Below are 20,963 nucleotides of genomic sequence, written 5' to 3' on the forward strand. Positions count from 1 at the left end.
GTCTTCAATCTATCATCCTTCCATGACCGTTAACAATCCTCCCTCAACCTTTTGATCAGCAAAAACCGTGACCGAGATTCGTCCCAGCCACGGTCAATGAGATAATACCCTTTCCAGCCTCCTGTATACTCCTCTTATCTCGCCGGTTTCTAAGCTCCGGTTCTCGCCAAGACAAGTGAATACCACCTCCCCCTTTTGCCCTATCGACCACGCCAGTATCGGGCCCTCTTTCTCTAAAGTCATCGCGGATATCCCCTGTGCCGCCACGTTGAGCCCTTCAATACACAGAAACACAATAACCAGTACCAAACAAAACCGGATGACGAGTTGCACGTTACCGTTCACCCTCCTTGAACACCTCGTATAGTATGTCTGCAAACAATTGAGCCGAATAAAGAGCCTCGCTCAATGAGTTCTGGTCATTTCCGAACTCTATGAGAAGCGCGTGGGGATGGAACTCCTGGTTATAGGTTCCGGCTTTGAATCGCACTTGTTTAATTAAGCCCGGATACATAGTTTCCCCTTTTTCATAGATTACCTGCGCAAACTCTGCGTTCTTCCTCCAGTTAGGGTGAGGTTTCCTCTCGTCAGTGCCTACCACTATAAGTATTCGAGCCGCGCTCTTCCCGTTGATCTCTATAGAGTCGGGGCGGGCCTGGGGATAAGCGTCCCTGTGCACATCGAAGATCGCAGCAAGATCTGGGTGTTTCTCTAATAGACTCCGGACGGTCTGTCGGGACTCGGCATAGGAAGCTGCAAAATCCGGGTAATCGTGCACAGTTTTCACGTGAAATGAGGTAAAACCCCGCTTCGCTGTCTCGGCTTGAAGGGCGGCTGCTACCAGATTGACATGGCCTTTTTCCCCCTCGAGCCGCGATTCACCGCAGTCGGGGCGATACGATTCCCCGTTATGAGTACAGTAAAAAGCCAATTTTGTTCCCTTCAAGTCAGCCGCCTCTTCCTTATTGACACTCTCGTCATTGGAAACAGCTTGAGGTGGAGAATCAACATTGTTCTCACTTTTAGATATTGAATCGAGCTTAGACCCTTGAACGTTGGCCATAGCCTGAATATGGGAAAAGAGCATGTCTTCTGGACCTGCAAAGAATACGCGTAACCATCCATAAACCCCAGGTGGTACTAAAGGTGAAGGAGACGCTAACACGATGCTGGACTGGGAAAACACGGTTTCAGCCGTTTCTGTTGTCAGGTTGAGTCCGTAAGCAGTGTGCAGGGTTTTCATAAGAGCGAGCGCACAGTCGAACAGCTGGGTCAACCCTCGATTAGGGTTAAAAGTTATCCCGGCGATTATGACCGCTGCCAACACTTGCACGTAAACTAGTCCCTTAACCAGATGCCAAAAATGGGTTCTGTTCATCTTCCCCTCCCCCTTATGCCCGCATTCAATAAATCTTATTGTAGGAACATCATCAATATTACGAAAAGTTGGACAGCTCCATGCCAGAATAAAAGCCGGATACAGGTCCGGCTTTCGAAGGACAAGTTATGTATAAGTTCCAACCCGAGTTGGAACTTATATATGTGCTACCTTAGTTCGGTAGGCACGAATGCATCGATTAAACCTATGACAAACGCGGCCAGCAAACTTCCTACCAGAGAGACAGAAAGATAGGCCGGAACGATAAACTGGGCCACATAGATTACCACGGCCGCAGTAATAAACCCTACTATACCTCGACTGCGCGGGGAAATCCGTTCTCCCAGTATCAACTCCACGATGTACCCGAGAATAGCGATTACAGCCGCGGCGATCAAGGCTCCTATAAACCCGTTAACCTTTATTCCTGGAAGCAACCAACCGACTGCCATCAAAACCAAGGCTGATACCACGAAACGGACGACAGCACCGAGCCAATTCACTAAACTCACCTCCTTTCACCCTGACAGTCCTCGCAGACTCATCATTATGGCATTGGTCAACTACTTGCTCGCCTTCTTACACTCATAGATTTCCTTAACCGTCAAAAAACTATGCAACCTCAGTTGCATTTTGGGTGAAGGAATGCTATAGTGAACTTGTTGACTTTTGGATAAAAAGGAGGTGGAAAATTGGCCAAAAGCAAGACTCCGGCTAAGAGGGCCCGCAAAGCTGAAGAAAACCGCCTTCGCAATGCTGCCAACAAATCGGCCATGAAAACCGCCATCAAAAGATTCGAAGCGGCTCTAGCTAGCAAGGACCTGGAGCTGGCCCAGGAAAAGCTGAAGAAGGCTATTTCCGTTATTGATAAGAACGCAGTTAAAGGAATTATCCACCGGAACACGGCGGCTCGAAAGAAGTCTAGGTTAGCCAAGCGTTTTAAGTCCGCAGCGGGAACCGATTAAGAAGCGGGCAAAGGATAGTCATTTAATCTCAGCTCAGAATCATTTTTATGAGAAAACCTGTCACCAAGACAGGTTTTTTAGTTTTTTAAGAACCAGCACCTCCTGATAATCTTTGGTATTGTCACCTCTTCTTTCCTCTTAACATAGATTACTGCAGGAGAACTGTTGAGAGGAGGAAAGGTCGTGGTGATACGCATAGAATATGCAACCGCTACAGAAGGATTCGGTAGCAGGCAGGATCATGAGAATGTTGAAACCCAAAAACACAAGCCTAGGTGGTGCGCCGAGCATTTGCCTTATCCGCCGGTCATGGTCGAAAATCCCAATCCTTTTTATGCCACACTCTTAATGGAAGACCACGCCGGCCGCATAAGCGAGATGTCGGCCATAACTCAGTATCTATATCACCATCACCTGTTGAATGAACATTACCCAGACCTGGCAAGCCTCTTGGAATGTATCGCCTTGGTCGAAATGACCCACATGGAAATGCTGGCAGAGGCTATTATCAGGTTGGGAGGCAAGCCTAAGTTCGGAGCACCCTGTAACCAGACTATCAGTTGGTGGAAAGGAGACCGCATTTACTATGGATGCGGCATCTGCGACATGTTGGCAGCCGACATACAAGGAGAAAAGGACGCTATCTCTCAGTACCATCGCCACCTGGACGCTATAGATGATAAATACGTTCGGGCAATCCTCGCCAGAATCATAAAAGATGAAAAAGAACACATACGGCTCCTTACCGAAAAGTTCAACAAGTATTGCTGTAAGAATAAGAACAAGTAGTTTTAAGTCACCCGAAAGCCCAGGATTGCCTTTCTACCCTGCCTTTTAAGGAGCCTTGAGTTTTTGGTGTTCACCTTGTCTAAATGATGTTGTCCATGATACCTTGATATTGAAATTAAGCACAAATACGAAGAGTCTCGAAGTTTGCCATCGAGCTACTCTGATCCTGCTGCGTACATGTGAGGAGCTGTTGCAGTATGCACATCCTTGAAACCAAGTTAGCAAGATTACAGGAGATCGTTGGATCATTGGAAAGCGTTGTCCTCGGGTTTTCGGGGGGAGCAGATAGCACTTTACTCTTAAAGGTCTCTTTAGACGTTTTGGGGAGAACTAAGGTATTGGCAGTCACTTTCCATTCGGAAATCCAGTCGGAAAACGAGCTGACCCACGCCCTGCAGCTTGCTCAATCAATGGACGCTCAACACTTGGTGATCGAAGGCAACGAGCTCCAAAACGACCTTTTTGTCACTAATCCCCCCGACCGCTGTTACTACTGCAAGCTGCGGCGCTATCGTCAGCTCTTGAGCCTGGCAGCCGAGCGGCAGTTTCGTAACGTTATCGATGGTTCTAATTACTCCGACCTTGCTGACTACCGCCCCGGAATTAAAGCTCTTCTGGAACTCGGAATTAAATCCCCATTGCAGGAAGCTCAATTGACCAAGGACGATGTACGAGCCCTTTCCTTCAAACTGGATCTGCCCACTTGGAACCGCCCGGCTCAAGCCTGTCTCGCCTCGCGCATTCCTTACGGACAGAGGATCACAGCCCTTGCCCTGCAGCAAGTAGCAAAAGCCGAAAAGGTATTGTCGGATGCCGGTTTTTCCCCATGTCGCGTGAGACATCACGGTGAAGTAGCTCGGATCGAGGTTCCGCGCCAGGACCTTGTGCGCTTGTTCCAGCAACCCGGAATTGATGACATCGTGCGGGCCATCAAAGCGACCGGCTTTCGCTACGTAGCGGTAGATCTCGAAGGCTATCGCACCGGAAGCCTGAATGAATTGCTTGAACCAAACGAGTAATCCTGAAACGGCTGTCACTAGTAAACCTTCACCCTTTTCAGCCTCAAAGCGTTGGTTACCACTGACACGGAGCTCAGAGCCATAGCCCCTCCCGCAAATACCGGGTTTAAGAATCCAAAAGCTGCTACCGGAATCCCTATTAGGTTGTAGATAAAAGCCCAAAAAAGGTTCTGCTTGATGTTACGCATGGTAGCTCGACTCAACACCAGAGCCCGTGGACACCCGCACAGGTCTCCTTTGACCAGGGTGATGTCCGCCGCTTCCATAGCAATGTCGGTTCCCGTACCCATGGCTATTCCCACGTCGGCACTGGCCAGGGCCGGAGCATCATTGATGCCGTCGCCAACAAAGGCCACTCTTCGGCCTTGGGCTTGTAGCCGCCTTACTTCCCTGGCCTTTTCTTCCGGCAAAACTTCGGGCAAAACCTTTTCTCGTTCTATCCCGACCTGCTCAGCCACTGATTCGGCTGTGCGGCGGCTGTCTCCGGTAATCATCCACACCTCGATTCCCATGTCTTTCAGCCTCTGCACCGCTTCGCTCGAATGCTCTTTGATGGTGTCCGCAATACCAAAAACCGCGGAGGCAATGCCTTCTATCGCCACCACCGCCGTCGTCTTACCCTCAGCCTGCAGCCGCTCAAGGGTTTCCCCGAGTTGCAGAATGTCCACTTCCGCTTCTGCCAAGAAACGACTGGTTCCTATCATCACCGTTTTCCCGTCTACCTTGGCCACAACCCCCTTTCCGGGAACCGCCACGAAATCGCGTATATCACTCGCCAGCGTCTGTTTTGTTCGCTCGATGACAGCGCTGGCGATGGCTTGGGCCACCGGGTGCTCCGACATCACCTCCAAGGCCGCTGCCATTCCCAGAAGGGTTTTTTCTTCTATCCCTACCTCGGGCACCATCTCGATATCGGTAACCTGAAGAACACCCTTGGTAACAGTTCCGGTTTTGTCGAGTACGATGGTGTCAACCTTGCTCGCTCTTTCCAGGGGCTCCCCTCCTCGAATCAGTATACCCATCTCCGCGGCTTTCCCCGTTCCTACCATGATCGAAGTGGGGGTTGCCAATCCCATGGCGCAAGGACAGGCAATAACCAGCACTGCCGTTGCGTTCACAAGAGCGTGTTCCAGGTTACCTGGATCTCCCCACCAAAACCAGCCTGCAAAAGTCACAACCGCAATGGTTATAACCACCGGAACAAAGTACCCGGCCACCACGTCGGCCAAACGCTGGATAGGAGCCTTCGAAGCCTGGGCTTCCTTTACCGCCCGTATAATCCGGGCCAGAACCGTATCTTCACCAGCATGAACTACCTGCACCCGCAGGTGTCCAAATTCGTTCACCGTTCCGCCTACTACCGTATCCCCTACCTGTTTGTCCACGGGAACGCTTTCACCTGTGAGCATGGACTCGTTAACGGTCGAATAACCCTCGATCACAACCCCGTCAGCGGGAATACGCTCACCCGGGCGCACGACAGCCACATCACCTGCTTTCAGTCCGGCTACAGGAACCTCGATTTCCCTGCCGTCCCTTATAACCCTGGCCATGTTCGGCTGCAGGCTGGCCAACTTGCTGATGGCTTCTGAAGTACGCCCTTTGGCTCTTCTCTCCAGGTATTTCCCTAACAGGACCAAGGTGATGAGCAGTGCACTGACCTCGAAATAAACATGGGAACCGGGAATAAGCCACGACGAAACCAAGCTGTACAGATACGCTGTGCTGGTCCCCAATGCCACCAGCACATCCATGTTGGCCGCCCGTCCCCTCAAGGCCAGATATGCGCCTCGATAAAAAGGAAAACCGGCCCCGAACTGGATGGGAGTCGCCAGCACCGCTTGGGTCAACCACGAAGTCAACAGCCCTGGCAACCTTAACCCTAGCAGGTGGCCGGCCATTATCACCAGAAAGGGCAGTGATAGAACAGCCGCGAAAACAAGTCGCCTCTTGTATTCTTCCAATTCCGATTCATCGTCTGCAGCGAGATAAGTAGCCCCTTTGTTGCTGGCACTAACCGAGTAACCCAGCTTTTCGACCCTCTTAACTATATCTTCAAAGTCCACTTGACTCGGCTCGAATTCCACCCAGGCTTCTTCTGTCGCCAGGTTGACTCGGGCCTCACTTACCCCGGGAAGGCGGGCCAATCCCTTTTCTATGCGGGCGGCACAAGCCGCACAGCTCATTCCCTTGACTTTGAAGGTAACCCGGTCCATCCCCTCACCTCCACTTTTCCGAACTGCCCTTCCAGCCTGTTTCAGCCTTCCAGAACGCGCTCTGGGAAGCTGTAAATATTGAATCGGCTGCCTCGAGCAAACCCGATCACCGTTACCCCTGTTTTATGTGCGATGTCCACCGCTAAGGCCGTAGGAGCCGAACGTGAAACCAATATCCCTATCCCCAGCTTGGCGGCCTTGATAATTATCTCGGAAGATACCCGGCCTGTAGTAACGAGCATCTTATCTGCCAAAGGTATGCCATCTATAAAGCACCTGCCAACTATCTTGTCGGTGGCGTTGTGCCTACCGATATCCTCCCTGAATAACAGGATGTCTGAGGGGGTACACAGAGCCACCCCGTGAACAGCCCCGGTCTTAACGAACAGTTCTGATTCCCTCTCCGCCTGCCTCATTAAGTCTAGAATAACCGAACCCGTTACTCTAAACCCGTCGTCTTTGACCTTCAACCCCCATACGGCCTCAGGATTGTGAAACGAAGACCCTTTCCCACAACCGGTAGTAACGAACCGTTTCAGAAATGTCGATGCTTGAACGCCGTTGCTTTTCACCGTAACATAGGCGCTGTTACGGGAATCGTCAACCTTAACCCCGATGAGGTGGTCTCTTTCCCGAAGAAAACCTTCTGAAACCAAAAAACCTACCGCCAGTTCCTCCACATGTTCCGGGGTACACATAAGAGTCACGATTTCTTCGTCGTTGAGGTAAATGCCGAGCGGCACCTCTTCTACCAACTGGTCAATAACAACCTCCCTGGTACCTTCGTCGCACCGGTAAATCTTGAACTCTCGCATCCCCTGGTCCATCATATCACCTACCGTTTAAGAATTTACTGGCCACCGCTACACCCTGCATATCTCAGCCGCCAGAACCTCGAACAGCATTTTCTCGTTCGAGGCCCCGGACCCCTTCAAGGCCTTATCCGTCTCCAAGAGATAGTTAAAAACAGCCTCTATCTCCCTCCACCCGAATTTCTCCGCGGCCTGAAGCAGCTTTTTGGCAACAAAACCGTGTTTAAGGTTTAACACATCGGTTATTTCCGACGCGGTCGTTCCCTGCTGTTTGAGAGCCTTGGCCTCAGCCATAAGCAGGAATTGCTTGGTCAGGGTATAAAGAATCAATCCGGGAGGCTCTCCCTGAGCAAACAGCCGTGAAACCGTTCCGTATGCAGCGGCTAGATCACGGTTGAGGAGAGCATCGCTCAAAGCAAATATTTTTACATCCTCTCGCAGGTCCAATAGCTCTTGGGCCTCGGCCGAACTCAGTCTCCTCTTCTCACTGGCCAGACACAGTTTTTCTACCTGGTTTTCTAAAGCCGACATGTCCCAGCCGCTGCCGGCAATCTCTTCCACTAGCTTGTCCTCCGGTTCGACACCCCTTTGGGCGAACTCGGATTTTACCCACGACTGTAGCTCCCGCTTGTTCAGCCTCTTAATCTCTTCTACCATTTTCTGCTTTTTCAAAAGCTTTGCAAACTCGCTTTCGGTGGGTAATGACGGTGTAATCAAAATCAAAACCTGAAGAGGGTTAGGGGCTCCGACGTATTGGAGCAGTATCTGTTCAACATTGCTCGGCTTTCGTGACCTCTTAGGACCTCCTGAAACGAGGCACGGCAGCCAGTGCAGTACCAACACGCGAACATAGCCGAATAGCGGAGCAAAATGCAGCAAGTCGAAGAGCTCGTCCTCTCCCAACTCGTCCCCGTCTTTAAAAACACACTCAGGTTCCTCTCCTATTTGGTTCCGAATTTCTTCGATTATTTGCTTTAACCGGTTTTCTATCAGATACGGCTCATCCCCGCAGAGAACCCGAATTTCTCCCCCTTGCATACAGGTGCTCCCCTATCCAGTAAATTTCAATCACCGATGGTCAATACCGGTTTCTAACAACAATGATATTCTTGTGGGCAAGAGGTGTCAAAAAACGCACATATTCCCGCTCGGCAAAAGCCCTGCAATAATGTCATATATCTATTAGTGTAAATTCCCGAAGTTCTTGCCGATGGTATAATTTTATATAAAGGTGCCATTTGAAGGAGGAAAGATTTTTGAATAGAGACTTCGATGTCATTATAATTGGCTCCGGCCCCGCCGGTATCTTCTGTGCGAGGGAATTAACCAGGAACTCCGGCTTAAAGGTCCTTATGTTAGAAAAGGGAAGAGATGTCGAACAACGAAAATGCCTCATGGATATAGCTGAAAGCTGCCGTCACTGCCAGCCTTGTTCCATCATGAGCGGTTGGGGCGGGGCCGGAGCCTTTTCTGACGGCAAACTGACTTTGACTACCGAGTTTGGCGGCTGGTTGGATAACTATATCGGGAAAGACAAGCTGGCCGAGTTAATCGAGTACGTAGACGGAGTTTATGTGGAGAATGGCGCCCCTGACCGGGTTTTCGGCTGCGACGATGATTACTTTGAAGACCTCAAACACCGGGCTGCGCGTGCCGACCTGCGTCTGGTTCCAGCTCGCATCCGCCACATGGGAACCGAAAACACTCACCGTGTCCTGGTCAATTTTAGACAAGGCCTAGAAAAAAGCTGTGAAATCCATCTCAACGAACCGGTAGAAACGATACTGATGAACGGAGAAAAGGTTGCCGGTGTCCACACTGCACAAAGAGATTACCGCGCCCCAGTAGTGGTGTGCGCTCCGGGAAGGGAAGGGGCTCAATGGTTCGTCAATGAAGCTCGGAAACTAGGTTTAGTTTTCAGGAACAACCAGGTCGACATCGGTGTGCGGGTAGAGATACCGGCCAGCACGATGCAGGAAATTACCGATCACATATGGGAACCGAAGATCATCTACTATTCCAAGAGTTTCGATGACCAGATCCGCACCTTTTGTGTTAACCCCCATGGCGAAGTAGTTCTGGAAAACACCAATGGGCTGGTAACCGTAAACGGTCACTCCTGGGCGGATCGCCGGACGGATAACACCAATTTCGCCCTGCTTGTCAGTCAGCATTTTACTGAACCCTTTGACAAACCTATTGTCTACGGCCGCTACATCGCTTGTTTGGCCAACATGTTGTCAGGAGGAGTAATGGTCCAAAGATACGGAGACCTGAAAAAAGGACGCCGTTCGACCTACAGCCGACTAGAACGTGGGGTAGTTTGCCCAACCTTGCGAGCCGCAGTTCCCGGCGACCTGTCTTTAGTTCTGCCTCACCGCTACATGGTAGGCATACAGGAAACCCTGGAAGCCCTCGACCGGTTTATTCCCGGGATCGCTTCTGACCACACGCTGTTGTATGGGATCGAGGTAAAGTTTTATTCCGCCCGTCCAGAGTTAGATTCAGGGCTCCGAACCAAAATAGAAGGGCTGTACGCCGTAGGCGACGGGGCAGGCGTCACCCGCGGGCTGGTTCAAGCCAGCGTTTCCGGAGTGGTAGCGGCCCGGGATATACTAGCAAGGCTGCTTTAAGAGATTTGAGGCTGATTGAGGCAGACATCTATGGCTCTCCTCCGGGTCACCACTAGAGAATGAAAATGCGACTGTGGAGGAGTGTTAGCCGGGCGAGGCGCTACCCCCAGATATCCTACAGGCGACAGTGCCAAGTTTTCTAAAAACACCGGTTGAAGAAGAAAATGTTTTGTGTTTCTTGGTAGTCTGCACAAAGAGCCTGCCCCCGTCAGTTTTAAACGTGAGGGCTCCATCTAAGTCCGTCCGGTAGATTTTTACTCCTGAATCATTCAACAATTCCAGAGTCTGCAGAGACGGGTGTCCAAATGGGTTGCCTTCACCCACAGATATGACCGCCACCTTTGGGGATGCGGCCTTATAAAAAGCCTCGCTTAAGGACCCGCGGCTGCCGTGATGAGGCGCTTTGACCACTGTCGTCGGTTCGATCAGCTTCTTGGCAACCAACCGGTCCATAACTTTCCCATCAATGTCCCCGGTCAAAAGGAAACTGATGCGTCCGTACCGCAACCGCATCACGACCGAATCGCTGTTGTATGTGCCACCTTGGTTGGAGATCCGGCCCTCGTCGCTCGGTTCAGGGTAGAGAACGTCGATCGCCAGGTCGGGGTCCAGCCTAACCGCCTGCCCCTGTGAAAGTTCAACCACCTTCAGCGTCTTCACCTGTGTACCTGTTTGCAGTTCCTGGTAGTTGTATCCAGGCCAGGTTGTATCGCTTACTCCTAAAACCCGTGGTCGCATTTCCCTTATCACGGTCGATGCCCCACCGATATGGTCAATATCAGGGTGCGTTATCACTAACATATCGAGGCTCCTCAAGCCTTTTCTGGCCAGAGCCGGAACAACAACCTTTTCCCCTACGTCGTACAGCTGGTTACCGCCGCAGTCGACCAACATGAAACGGCCCTGAGGGGTCTTCACCAGAATCGAATCCCCCTGCCCTACGTCCAGAAAAGTTACCTCCAGCCATCCCTTGTCTCTGAACCCCGGTGTCACCAATAGTAGCCCCAGATAAACCACAAGGAGGAAGCAACTTAACGCTAACAGTCTTTTGTCGGTCTTGACCCGGGTCGAACTCAAACAAACTAACCCCGCGTAAAAGCCTATCACCGACCAAAAAGGCGGAGCAGCCACCCATAAGTAACTGCCAGGCAAATACGACAGCCATCTCGACATTTCCGTGATAACATCGACTGCGAGTCCAGCCGGGAGAAGAAAAACCGCTGCCAGCGGAGCAAACACCGTACTCACCAAAAATCCGATTAGGCCCAAAATCAAAGCCGCTCCCGAAAGGTAAGCCCCGAAAATATTGGCAAAAAGGGACGAAAACGAAAACAAAGAAAAACTGTGGACGATTATCGGAAGCGTCGCCGCTTGTGCCGCCAGCGGGATGAGAATCGCGTCTACCACCTTACCCTGGTAAGGTATCATCTGACGCCAGGCCGGGTAGAGCCAGATCAAGCCCCAGGTCGCAAGAAACGATAACTGAAAAGAAAGCTCGAAAAGCCATACCGGATTTAAGACAAGCATGATTAAACCTGATACCGCGAGGGCATTGGGCAAGTTGGGCTCTCGCCCTCCATAATAAGCGAGTAATCCCAGCCATGCCATCAGGGCTGCCCGTAACAACGAAACCGGCCACCCAGTTAAACACCCGTATCCTAGAACCAACACGGCTGCCAATACCCCTTTGGTTCTCCTTCTGAGCTTCAGCACTTCACCGGTCCATACCCCCATAAGCATTACAAACCCCACGTTCATCCCGGACGCTGCCAGGATGTGGGCCAGTCCCGTCTTCTGAAAATCGCCATAGTCCTGGGGATCAATCTCGTCGCTGGTACCCAAAACGATCCCCTTGGCAATGGCTGCTGTGGTCTTGGGCAAATAACGTTCGATTGCCGCTTCCCCTTTAGCGCGGGCTGACAACATTAAGTACTGAATAAAACTAGAACTACGACCGATTACCCGCAGGTCGTCCGGCTTCTTCACCGTCAGAATGTAGTAAACTTGGCGACGCTCCAGGTACTTTTTGTAGTTGAACTCTCCAGGATTGCCTGGCTCCCTAACCGTTTCAAGCTGGCCTTTTAAAGATAGATAATCCCCTTTCTGCACCGGCACCGCAGAACGCACTACAACACGTAGCCGATTCATCCCAGGTTGCCCGGAATTGACGTGCAAGTAAAAGCTGGTTCTATCCGGCTTAACCGCCGGAAAATCCGATACTGTTCCCGTAACTTCGACCCTTTTAGGCGTAGCCATTAAGGGAGGGACCTCCGGCACCCTGACACTCCAATAAAAAAGGCCGAAAGCGACTGCTCCCGCAAGGAGCAAACCTTCCCGCCACTTACCGGTGTAAACAAGGACAACTAAAATCATGCCGGCCCCTGCCCAAAACCAGGAGCTGTCATCGGTGCCGGCTACAAACAGTCCCAGGGCAAATCCGATGAAGAGCAGAACGTTAGGCTGGTTCACGATGCTTCTCCCCAGAAAACAACGTTAATAGCTAGACCGGCTTTTAGCGCACGGTTATCAGGTCTTTGATCTGCTCGTACCGCTTATCGCCAATGCCCGACACTTCCATTATTTCCTCGGGTGCCTTAAACCCTCCGTTTCTTTGCCGGTAATCTACAATCCGCTGGGCCAAAGACGGGCCTATCCCCGGTAACCGCTGATCTAATTCGTTCACAGAAGCAGTATTTATATTGACCTTACCACCTGTATCAAAACCCAAACTGTTCGCAGCGGTTGCGGTTTCAGGTAGTTGTTCCCCCAGCTTAGGAACCACTACCTTGCCCCCATCAACCAGGGTTTGTGCGAGATTGAGCTGGTTGATATCTGCTTGGGCTGTAGGATGTGCCTTCTCCAGCACCTGAAACACCCTGTCGCCTGAATTCATTTGAAACACCCCGGGGTTCTCGACCGCCCCGGTTACGTGCACAAATATGGGAACCGGCTCCTCTTTTTCTTCGACCGTCTTTTGCGCGGTTTCCTCTACCACCACTTCTTCCGTCTGCAATTCTTCGCCGCCGGCCCGGTTATGCCTGTAATCGGCATACTTGAAACCGATAAAGAAAATAACAACAGCCGCAACTACCGCCAGTGCTTTCTTAACCCGAGCATCTTCTCCCAACACGATTATAACCCCCGATGACAGTCACGAAAAAAGATTCACCGGCAATACTTAGATATCGAAGCACTTGACCTCGCCAATTTCCCAGGTCTAGTCCCCAATACTGTCAACTTTAATTCTCCATACGTTGACAAAATCCTCCCCTTATCCCTGATATTTCATTTTGCTGATAAGAAATTTTTCATCTAGCGGTTGCCCGTTCCATTTCCAATAGCCTTTTCTTTAATTCCACTCCTCCCGGAGCTGTGAAACCGCCGAACCCGTGCCGCGCCACTACCCGGTGACACGGTATTATCAGGGGACAAAGATTACGCTTCAACGCCTGCCCTACGGCCCTTGCTGCACCCGGCTGTCCCACAGCCCGAGCTATATCCGAGTAGGTTCTGGTTTGTCCGTAAGGTATACAGCTAACCTGCTGGAGCACCCTGCGGGTAAACTCCGGGTACAAGGAAAAATCGACCTGGATACCCCAATCTTCGACAACTGTCCCTGCAAAGTATCCCTCTACTTTTTCCGTCACCGAAACAAACAAGCCCTGATCCCGAACCAGATCAGGGCCTGTTTTCTCGATAATCTGGGTGACCACCGCCTCCGGCGAAGGTAAAGGAAGCACTAAGAAACTGATGCGCGCACTATGCCCTGCTAAACCAACCCAACCCCACGCGGTTTCGAAAACGCTGTACCGCATCTTGCCCCCGCCCTTCCCTCACGAACACCGTTTACAGAACCTCTGTCCTCTTCTTAATCCAACTACTACCCCTTCTTGTTTCAGTTCACCACTATGTTGACCAGTTTACCAGGCACCGCGATGACTTTACGCACGGTTTTCCCTGCTAACATTTCTTGGATACGGTCCAAAGACATGGCAACGGTTTTCATTTCGTCCGGACCCGCACCCGAAGGAACCATCGCCCTTTCTCTCACCTTGCCGTTAATCTGGACTACTATCTCAATCTCGTCTTTAACCAAAGCTTCTTCATCGTACTTCGGCCACTGCTGTTGATGGACGCTTCCCTCGCCGCCTATCGCCTCCCACAGTTCTTCCGCTATATGAGGAGAAAACGGAGACAAAACCAAAACCAGCGCCTTCAAGGCCTCCTTGACCACCGCCAGGTTCTGATGCTCGTTATCTTTATACTGGTAAAGGGCATTGACCAGTTCCATAATGGCGCTGATGGCAGTGTTAAAATTAAACCTTTTTTCGATGTCCTCGGTCACTTTCTTGATGGTGAAATGGGTTCGATACCGCAGCTCGCGGTCGGCTGCACTCAGATTCGAACCGCCACCATAAGCTTCGACCCCCCGTACCTGGTTCGAATACTCGGCTACCAAGCGCCATACCCGGTTCAAAAACCGGTAGCAACCTTCCACCCCCTGGTCGCTCCACTCCAGGTCTTTTTCCGGAGGTGAAGCGAAGAGAATGAATAGCCGGGCGGTATCTGCACCGTAGGTGTTGATAATATCTTCTGGGCTCACTGTATTTCCCTTAGATTTCGACATCTTGGCCCCGTCCTTCAATACCATTCCTTGAGTGAGAAGGTTAGTAAACGGCTCCTCACAAGAGACCAGCCCCAGGTCATAAAGTACCTTGGTAAAAAACCGCGAGTACATCAGGTGCAAGATAGCGTGCTCAACCCCCCCGATGTACTGGTCGACCGGCATCCAGTAATCCACAGCCTCCTTGTCCCAAGGTCTGTCTTGAACGTGAGGACTACAGTACCGGAAATAGTACCATGAGGAGCATACAAAGGTATCCATGGTGTCGGTCTCCCTTTTGGCCGGGCCCCCACAGCTAGGACACTCGGTGTTCACAAATTCATCTACGTAGGTCAAAGGGGACTCTCCCGTCGGCCGAAACTCGACGTTGAGAGGAAGCATTACCGGCAGCTGCTCGTACGGCACCGACTGGGGACCGCAGTTATCACAGTAAACGATGGGGATAGGTGCTCCCCAGTACCGCTGGCGGGAAATGAGCCAGTCCCGCAACCGGTAGTTCACAGCTCGTCTCCCAATACCCCGATCCTCCATCCATTCGATGACTTTCTGCTTGCCGTCCTCATTGCCCAGCCCGTCAAACTGGCCCGAGTTAACCATGACCCCACCTCCCTCATAGGCGGCGGTCATGACATCGGGATCCAGTGACATCCCCTCGGGCTCGATTACCACCCGAACCGGAAGACCATACTTGCGTGCAAATTCAAAGTCCCTTTGATCATGGGCGGGAACTGCCATTATAGCCCCGGTCCCGTATTCCATCAGGACGTAGTTGGCTATCCAGATCGGCACCTTTTCCCCGTTGACCGGGTTTACTGCGTAGGCCCCAGCAAAAACCCCTTCTTTTTCAGTTTCCGTGGAAGTGCGGTCGATCTCGTTCAAAAATTTCATCCGATGTATAAACTCATCGACCGCTTGCTGGTAAGGGGTGTCGCGAGTAAGCTTTTCCACCAAGGGATGCTCAGGAGCAAGCACCATATAAGTTATCCCGAAAACGGTGTCGGGCCTGGTAGTAAAGACCGAGACGGTTTCAGCCGAGCCGTCGATAGCCAAAGAAAACTCGCAGCCTTCGCTGCGTCCGATCCAGTTCTTCTGCATTATCTTGACTTTTTCCGGCCAGCCCGGCAACTTGTCAAGGTCGTTAAGAAGGCGCTCTGCATAATCGGTAATCTTAAAAAACCACTGTTCTAACGATTTCTTCTCTACCCTGGTGCCACACCGCTCGCAATCCCCGTCCACTACCTGCTCGTTGGCCAGCACGGTGGCACAGGACGGGCACCAGTTTACAGCGGCTTTCTTTTTGTAAGCCAGCCCGTTTTCGTACAACTTCAAAAACAGCCACTGGGTAAACCTGTAGTACTCGGGCTTGCAGGTAGCAAACTCTCGGGTCCAATCGTAGCTGATGCCCAGCGACTTCAACTGCCGCTTCATGTTTTCTATGTTGGAATCGGTCCAGATGGAAGGGTGTATTCCGTGTTTGATGGCTGCATTTTCGGCAGGCAGCCCAAAAGCATCCCAACCCATAGGGTGCAGTACGTTGTAGCCGTTCATGGTCTTGAAGCGGGCCACAACATCGCCTATGGCGTAATTACGCACATGCCCCATATGTAGGTTTCCAGAAGGGTAAGGAAACATCTCGAGGTCGTAATACTTGGGCTTGGTCTTGTCTTCGGTAACAATGTAAAACCCGTTTTCTTCCCAGAAGTTCTGCCACTTGGCCTCAACGGTTTTGAAGTTGTACTTGCTCTCCATAAAAACCTCCTTAAAGCTTGAGGTTGTAATAACTACAAAACCCCCCGCCCCGGTGAAAGGGACGAGAGGTTTGCTCCCGCGGTACCACCCTCATTGACAAAATAAATGGTGGAGCTGGCGGGAATCGAACCCGCGACCTCCTCCATGCCAAGGAGGCGCGCTCCCTCTGCGCCACAGCCCCATCTTTTGCCCGCTTACAGCTGATAACGGAATCCCTCCGGTGCAGGCTACCCTCAGCTCACCCGCACAGCTCCCCGGCGAGTTCGGCTCTGGTCTGTGCTGCCTTGCACCTTCCGCCAGCTCTCTGTAACAGGTACCAAGGCCTACTACTCCGGTTCACAGCCTGTCCTTTTTTCGACTTGCAAGAGCAATTATATGATACTTGTAAGAGTTAGTCAACTCGAATTCGCCCTATGTTATCGTTCTGTGATATTGTCACCTTGTAATAGTTGGGTTCTGGGTCAAAGTTCAGATTGTCTATTTCTTCTAACCCTGGTCTTCAGCAACACTGCCGTAGCCTGCTGCACTGGGTGCTGTACCCGCTCTTCCAATTCTTCGAGGTTTCCCACCGTTCTAGATACCCTCAAAAACACCCTTAACTGTTTAAGTCCATAATCCATTGAACTGGAGAGTATCGTATACCTTAATAGCAGTAAAGAGACCGAGCCTTATGTCGATCCTTGATAAGTCAATATCAAGGATTTGTTCTATCTTGGCTAGCCGATAATGTAGTGTATTAATATGAATAAAAAGCCTATCAGCGGTGGTTTTCCGATTAAAGTTGTTCTCAATTAGTGATCTAAGAGTTGGCATTAATTCAGAATTCTTCTTCTTGTCCTCTTCCAGCAATTTGCCGAAAGTCTTGAGACAGTATTCTTTCAAAACCTCTGTGTCTTTCGAAAAAATAAAAGCAAACACTCCAAGATCAGTGAATTTCTGAATAAAATTATCCTTCCCCATAAGCCTGGGCAAAGTTAGCGCAATGCGAGCTTCATTGTAGCTCCTGCACAACTCTGACAAAGGATATGGCGATCCTATACCTAGTGCTATTCTTGTGTTAAACCTAGTTTCAATGATTTCCTTATATTTCAAAAGGTCATCTGCAATGGGCCACAGAAGATCAACCTCCAAAGAATTGTTTTTGAGATGGGCCGGCATAATAAACGTCAGATATTCTGGTAAGAGAATAGAAATAACCTCTATTCCTTTTTGCCTTTTCAGGTACTCGTGTAGATATGAACGAATTATTCGCCGGTCGACTACCTGGCTTGCTTCTTCTAGTTGGAGCAATAAGACGACATAAGGCCTGTTAATGTCTAGGGGTTTCTCACTTAACTGAATTATGTCTGTCATACTGACATTACTTTTGAAGGACAAGTATTCCGCTATTTGCGCCTCAAACTCGTTCTTACGCTTATTAATCTTGGCAAAATAACATTTTATAGCTAGTTTCGACTCCATAAGAACACAAACAGCCTGTCCAATCATTTCTGCAGGAAGACTTCTTGCTACTACGTATGCGCTTGAACCTCCAAGCCCAACGCGATAGTAAAGGGACTTATCTGCCTCCTGGTAAAAGTACTTATTATTCGGTATGTTTGTTGGCAATTGAATAAACATATCGTCGAGCTCATAGAGGTCGTCGGCTGCGTCCGGATAGTGTATCTGTCCCTTATCGTCTGTAATAAGAATAGGACGCCTAATCCTTTTCTCCAAGTATGAACCTACAAAAGGTAATCCTTGCTCAAGTACGCCGTCCACCAGCTGATATGCGTCTTTCAGCACTTGCGACATGTCACATCACCTCTCGTAGATTTACTATCATACCATTGTTGTTAGCAAAACCCATGCCAAGGTGCGCATCAGGCTGCACATTGCATTTTTCAGCGATTGCCGGCAAACGTTGATTCCCAAAATGAATCATTTCAACGCGAATCAATATGAAAATTAACAAGTTGTGTGCTATTATGAAAATGTGAGTCATTCACGTTTAAGCGGCAATAGTCGTGTATGTGTTATCAATCTCCGGAACCACGCACTGAATGGAACAATTTGTTTCTGCTTACTGTCTAGGCGTCCGATATAACACCCGGATAATTTGGTATCAGTTGTAATATAGTATTAAACCGTTGCGCGACAACCTCTAGGGTTATACCTTAGTACCGTTTTGCTCGATGTCTTGGTCCAAGCTTACCGTTTTTACGCCATCATACAGATCTGATTAGTACAGTGGTGATGAAGCCTATGGAAAAAATGCTAAGCTCCATCGTAAAAAAACGAGAAGAGATACTTGAAGAAATACTTGGCAATAAGGAGAGCTTATTAACTGAAAGAATAAAAAGACAAAAACAACAAATCTTAAGCGGGCGAATTGACAAGTCGCTATTTGAATCGCTTCGTCCAGAAATAGTGGAGTCATGGATCAGATCACATTATTATGGCCTTGATCCTTTCAAGTTTAGAGATGGACCGGTCTTGGATAAACCTGAGTTTGAGGAAGTTGTTAGTAAAGAAGGCTCTCTCGTTAAGGCGGCGGATCCGTATATTAATAAACTTAGAACAGCGCTTTCGGACACAGACTATCTGATCCTGCTAACCGATGAACACGGAGTTTCCCTTCGCGTAATCGTAGGAAATCCTAAAGTATTAGCGCATGTAAACAAGAAGTTTTATCTTGCTCCGGGGGTCGTCTGGGCGGAACAGACGGTAGGCACCTGTTCACATGTTATGTGTCGTTTGTTGCGGAGTCCCATTCAATTATGCGGCCCGGAATTTTATTCCGAAGTCTTTTACGACGCCGCCTGCTCATCAGCTCCGATTTTAGATGTATACGGTAACCTGGCAGGAAGTCTCACCATAGTTAGTCCATTCTCATGCCACCATAATCCACACTCACTGGCTTTGGCAGTTTCCTCTGTTTTGAATATCCAAAATGAAATGCAAATAGCACTTCATAGACAGTTGATAAACGTTACTTTTGAAGCAATCGATCAAGCCATTCTTATTGTGAATAAGAATGGTGTTATAGCTAGAGCGAATATGAAGGCTAGGGAAACACTCGATTGCTCGGACAAAGAAATCGTCGGCATGAACATTGAAGCTGTTCTTGGGCGTCAAAATATGATTACCTCTGTTTTGGAAACGGGCGAACCAGTGTTCGATGCCGATATAGAAATTCTGAAATCAGATCAAAGGTTACAACTCCGTTCGGTCCAGCCTATAAAAGACCACTGCCGAAAGACTCTAGCTTGCGTGGTAACACTGGACAAAGTCGAACAGAGCCGAAAAATTGTCAAACAGGTTAACGGCCTGGAAGCCAATTGTACCTTTGATAATATTATAGGCACCTCTGCTAAACTGGTTAAGTCTGTAGATATGGCTAGGAAGTTCGCTCGCTTGGACGCCAATATACTTATCCACGGAGAAAGTGGCACAGGCAAAGAAATGTTCGCCCAAGCGATTCATAACGAAAGCAGACCTGACGGTCCTTTTGTTGCCATAAACTGCTCAGCTATTCCTAAAGCTCTGATTGAAAGTGAGCTGTTTGGGTACGAAGGCGGAACATTTACAGGTGCTGATCGTCGAGGTCGACCGGGGAAAATTGAATTGGCTAACGAAGGAACCCTTTTTTTGGATGAGATTGGAGACCTACCCTTAGAGCTACAGCCGGTATTTCTCCGAGTGCTTGAAGAAAAAAAGGTCATGCGCATTGGGGGCCGTCGGTACATTCCGGTCAATTTCAGGTTAATTGCAGCTACAAACAAAAACTTGCTAGAATTGATAGACAAAAACCTATTCCGCCGAGACCTATACTATCGTTTGGCAACTTTACAGATAAACATACCTCCCTTACGGGAGAGAGGTTCGGACATTATAAAACTGGCCAAAACCTTCATTGCGACCATTTCCAAAAGACAACGCATAGCTGCTCCTGCTCTGAGCAACGCTGCAATTTTCTATTTACTGAGGTATAGCTGGCCTGGAAATGTAAGACAGTTGGAAAATGCGATGCTTTATGCGGTTAATATGTCGCGTGAAGGGATTATCAAACCAGAAGATCTCCCACAGGAAATTAGTGGAATGCCTGTAAGTGATGATGAAGTCGACACGATGTTGAGATTCAAACCAACAAAGAGTGTTCAAAACAATCTTACTATTAAAGAGATGGAAATTATAATGATTGTCCAAGCTCTGCTGCAAACGGGAAACAACATATCCGAAGCTGCAAACATGTTGGGAATGAGTAGATCCACGCTGTACAGAAAAATAAAGGAGTATGCACTTCTTGATGAAATAAAGACTAAGATATAGTCATAGTAACGGCTAACAAGTGTATGTCCTTCACACGAGAACAGTGTCAATCAACGGGCATCGACCGATTAACCACCTTGCTTTGACATCACCGTACGTACCGTTGGAGATACGACGGTTCATAAGATACTATGACCTCTGCTGACTCCTGCCCGCTCAGCCCGCCTCTCGATGCAGGTGCCAAGTGACTCGGCTCCCGACGGGCCCCCTCGGGCGAGAACGCTGGCTCTCACTCCATCTACCCGACGTGCTTATAGCCTGCGGCAGAACGGATTTCGCTTTGCTTAGTAAGCTCATGCAACTATCCCCAGCCTGGTGCGGTTCCTGTTCGTCGGGCCGGAAGGTTCGCTGCTGGCTTCCTTTGGATCCCGCGTCTTCGCGGGCACCCGTACCTTAAGCTAACGGCTACTGCTACCTACGCTGCCCCCGTCACTTCGTTCCTATAGCCAGCGCCTACGCCCTAGGGA

The 20,963-nt window shown here is 49.8% G+C and carries 16 protein-coding genes and 1 tRNA gene; 5 read left to right on the forward strand and 12 right to left on the reverse strand.

The annotated features are described in order from the left end of the window. Positions 1-93: 93 nt before the first annotated feature. From SLIP_RS08225 to SLIP_RS08235, 3 genes are all read right to left on the reverse strand, one after another. Positions 94-333: a hypothetical protein gene (locus SLIP_RS08225; protein ID WP_013175817.1), complete on the reverse strand. Its 240-nt coding sequence runs from the start codon at positions 331-333 to the stop codon at positions 94-96. A gap of 1 nt (position 334) precedes the next feature. Further along, positions 335-1,378 carry a stage II sporulation protein P gene (gene spoIIP, locus SLIP_RS12125; protein WP_013175818.1) on the reverse strand — a complete coding sequence of 348 codons (1,044 nt, stop codon included), beginning with the start codon at positions 1,376-1,378 and terminating at the stop codon, positions 335-337. Positions 1,379-1,545: 167 nt separating this feature from the next. Then, the gene (locus tag SLIP_RS08235; RefSeq protein WP_013175819.1) at positions 1,546-1,881 is read right to left on the reverse strand and encodes a phage holin family protein; all 336 of its coding nucleotides are present in this window, start codon (positions 1,879-1,881) and stop codon (positions 1,546-1,548) included. A 189-nt stretch (positions 1,882-2,070) separates the two neighbouring features. Here SLIP_RS08235 and rpsT point away from each other — a divergent pair, with 189 nt between their 5' ends. The 3 genes from rpsT to larE all read left to right on the forward strand — a co-directional run bounded on the left by rpsT (position 2,071) and on the right by larE (position 4,151). Further along, complete coding sequence (gene rpsT / locus SLIP_RS08240; RefSeq protein WP_013175820.1) at positions 2,071-2,343, forward strand: 30S ribosomal protein S20; 273 nt, start codon at positions 2,071-2,073, stop codon at positions 2,341-2,343. A 186-nt stretch (positions 2,344-2,529) separates the two neighbouring features. Further along, positions 2,530-3,132 (forward strand): ferritin-like domain-containing protein, encoded by a 603-nt coding sequence (locus SLIP_RS08245; protein ID WP_013175821.1) that lies wholly within the window; start codon positions 2,530-2,532, stop codon positions 3,130-3,132. 197 nt (positions 3,133-3,329) lie between these two features. Continuing rightward, complete coding sequence (gene larE / locus SLIP_RS08250; protein WP_013175822.1) at positions 3,330-4,151, forward strand: ATP-dependent sacrificial sulfur transferase LarE; 822 nt, start codon at positions 3,330-3,332, stop codon at positions 4,149-4,151. A gap of 17 nt (positions 4,152-4,168) precedes the next feature. On the opposite strand, the gene SLIP_RS08255 is transcribed toward larE, so the two are convergent. The 3 genes from SLIP_RS08255 to holA are packed head-to-tail and all read right to left on the reverse strand — an operon-like array spanning position 4,169 to position 8,217. Next, positions 4,169-6,367, reverse strand: a complete 2,199-nt coding sequence (locus SLIP_RS08255) for a heavy metal translocating P-type ATPase (RefSeq protein ID WP_013175823.1) — start codon at positions 6,365-6,367, stop codon at positions 4,169-4,171. Between the two features lie 41 nt (positions 6,368-6,408). Then, positions 6,409-7,197 (reverse strand): formate dehydrogenase accessory sulfurtransferase FdhD, encoded by a 789-nt coding sequence (gene fdhD, locus SLIP_RS08260; RefSeq protein WP_148216558.1) that lies wholly within the window; start codon positions 7,195-7,197, stop codon positions 6,409-6,411. A gap of 33 nt (positions 7,198-7,230) precedes the next feature. Continuing rightward, entirely contained in the window at positions 7,231-8,217 is a 987-nt protein-coding gene (holA, locus tag SLIP_RS08265) for a DNA polymerase III subunit delta (protein ID WP_013175825.1), read from the reverse strand. A 218-nt stretch (positions 8,218-8,435) separates the two neighbouring features. On the opposite strand from holA, the gene SLIP_RS08270 reads away from it, so the two are divergent. After that, positions 8,436-9,812: an NAD(P)/FAD-dependent oxidoreductase gene (locus SLIP_RS08270; RefSeq protein ID WP_013175826.1), complete on the forward strand. Its 1,377-nt coding sequence runs from the start codon at positions 8,436-8,438 to the stop codon at positions 9,810-9,812. An 84-nt stretch (positions 9,813-9,896) separates the two neighbouring features. Here SLIP_RS08270 and SLIP_RS08275 read toward each other — a convergent pair whose 3' ends face one another. From SLIP_RS08275 to SLIP_RS08300, 6 genes are all read right to left on the reverse strand, one after another. Continuing rightward, complete coding sequence (locus SLIP_RS08275; protein ID WP_013175827.1) at positions 9,897-12,281, reverse strand: DNA internalization-related competence protein ComEC/Rec2; 2,385 nt, start codon at positions 12,279-12,281, stop codon at positions 9,897-9,899. Positions 12,282-12,324: 43 nt separating this feature from the next. Next, positions 12,325-12,942, reverse strand: a complete 618-nt coding sequence (locus SLIP_RS08280) for a helix-hairpin-helix domain-containing protein (RefSeq protein WP_013175828.1) — start codon at positions 12,940-12,942, stop codon at positions 12,325-12,327. A 178-nt stretch (positions 12,943-13,120) separates the two neighbouring features. Then, complete coding sequence (locus SLIP_RS08285; protein ID WP_013175829.1) at positions 13,121-13,627, reverse strand: methylated-DNA--[protein]-cysteine S-methyltransferase; 507 nt, start codon at positions 13,625-13,627, stop codon at positions 13,121-13,123. 80 nt (positions 13,628-13,707) lie between these two features. Beyond that, on the reverse strand, positions 13,708-16,185 hold the full coding sequence (gene leuS, locus SLIP_RS08290) for a leucine--tRNA ligase (RefSeq protein ID WP_013175830.1): 2,478 nt from the start codon (positions 16,183-16,185) through the stop codon (positions 13,708-13,710). Positions 16,186-16,291: 106 nt separating this feature from the next. Then, positions 16,292-16,366 (reverse strand) — tRNA-Ala (locus tag SLIP_RS08295). A 422-nt stretch (positions 16,367-16,788) separates the two neighbouring features. After that, positions 16,789-17,979: a PucR family transcriptional regulator gene (locus tag SLIP_RS08300; RefSeq protein ID WP_013175831.1), complete on the reverse strand. Its 1,191-nt coding sequence runs from the start codon at positions 17,977-17,979 to the stop codon at positions 16,789-16,791. Positions 17,980-18,429: 450 nt separating this feature from the next. On the opposite strand from SLIP_RS08300, the gene SLIP_RS08305 reads away from it, so the two are divergent. After that, a complete protein-coding gene (locus tag SLIP_RS08305) occupies positions 18,430-20,496 on the forward strand; it encodes a sigma-54-dependent Fis family transcriptional regulator (protein ID WP_013175832.1) in 2,067 nt (688 codons plus the stop codon). Positions 20,497-20,963: the final 467 nt, after the last annotated feature.

Origin of the sequence: Syntrophothermus lipocalidus DSM 12680, assembly GCF_000092405.1 — a bacterium.
Taxonomy (GTDB): domain Bacteria; phylum Bacillota; class Syntrophomonadia; order Syntrophomonadales; family Syntrophothermaceae; genus Syntrophothermus; species Syntrophothermus lipocalidus.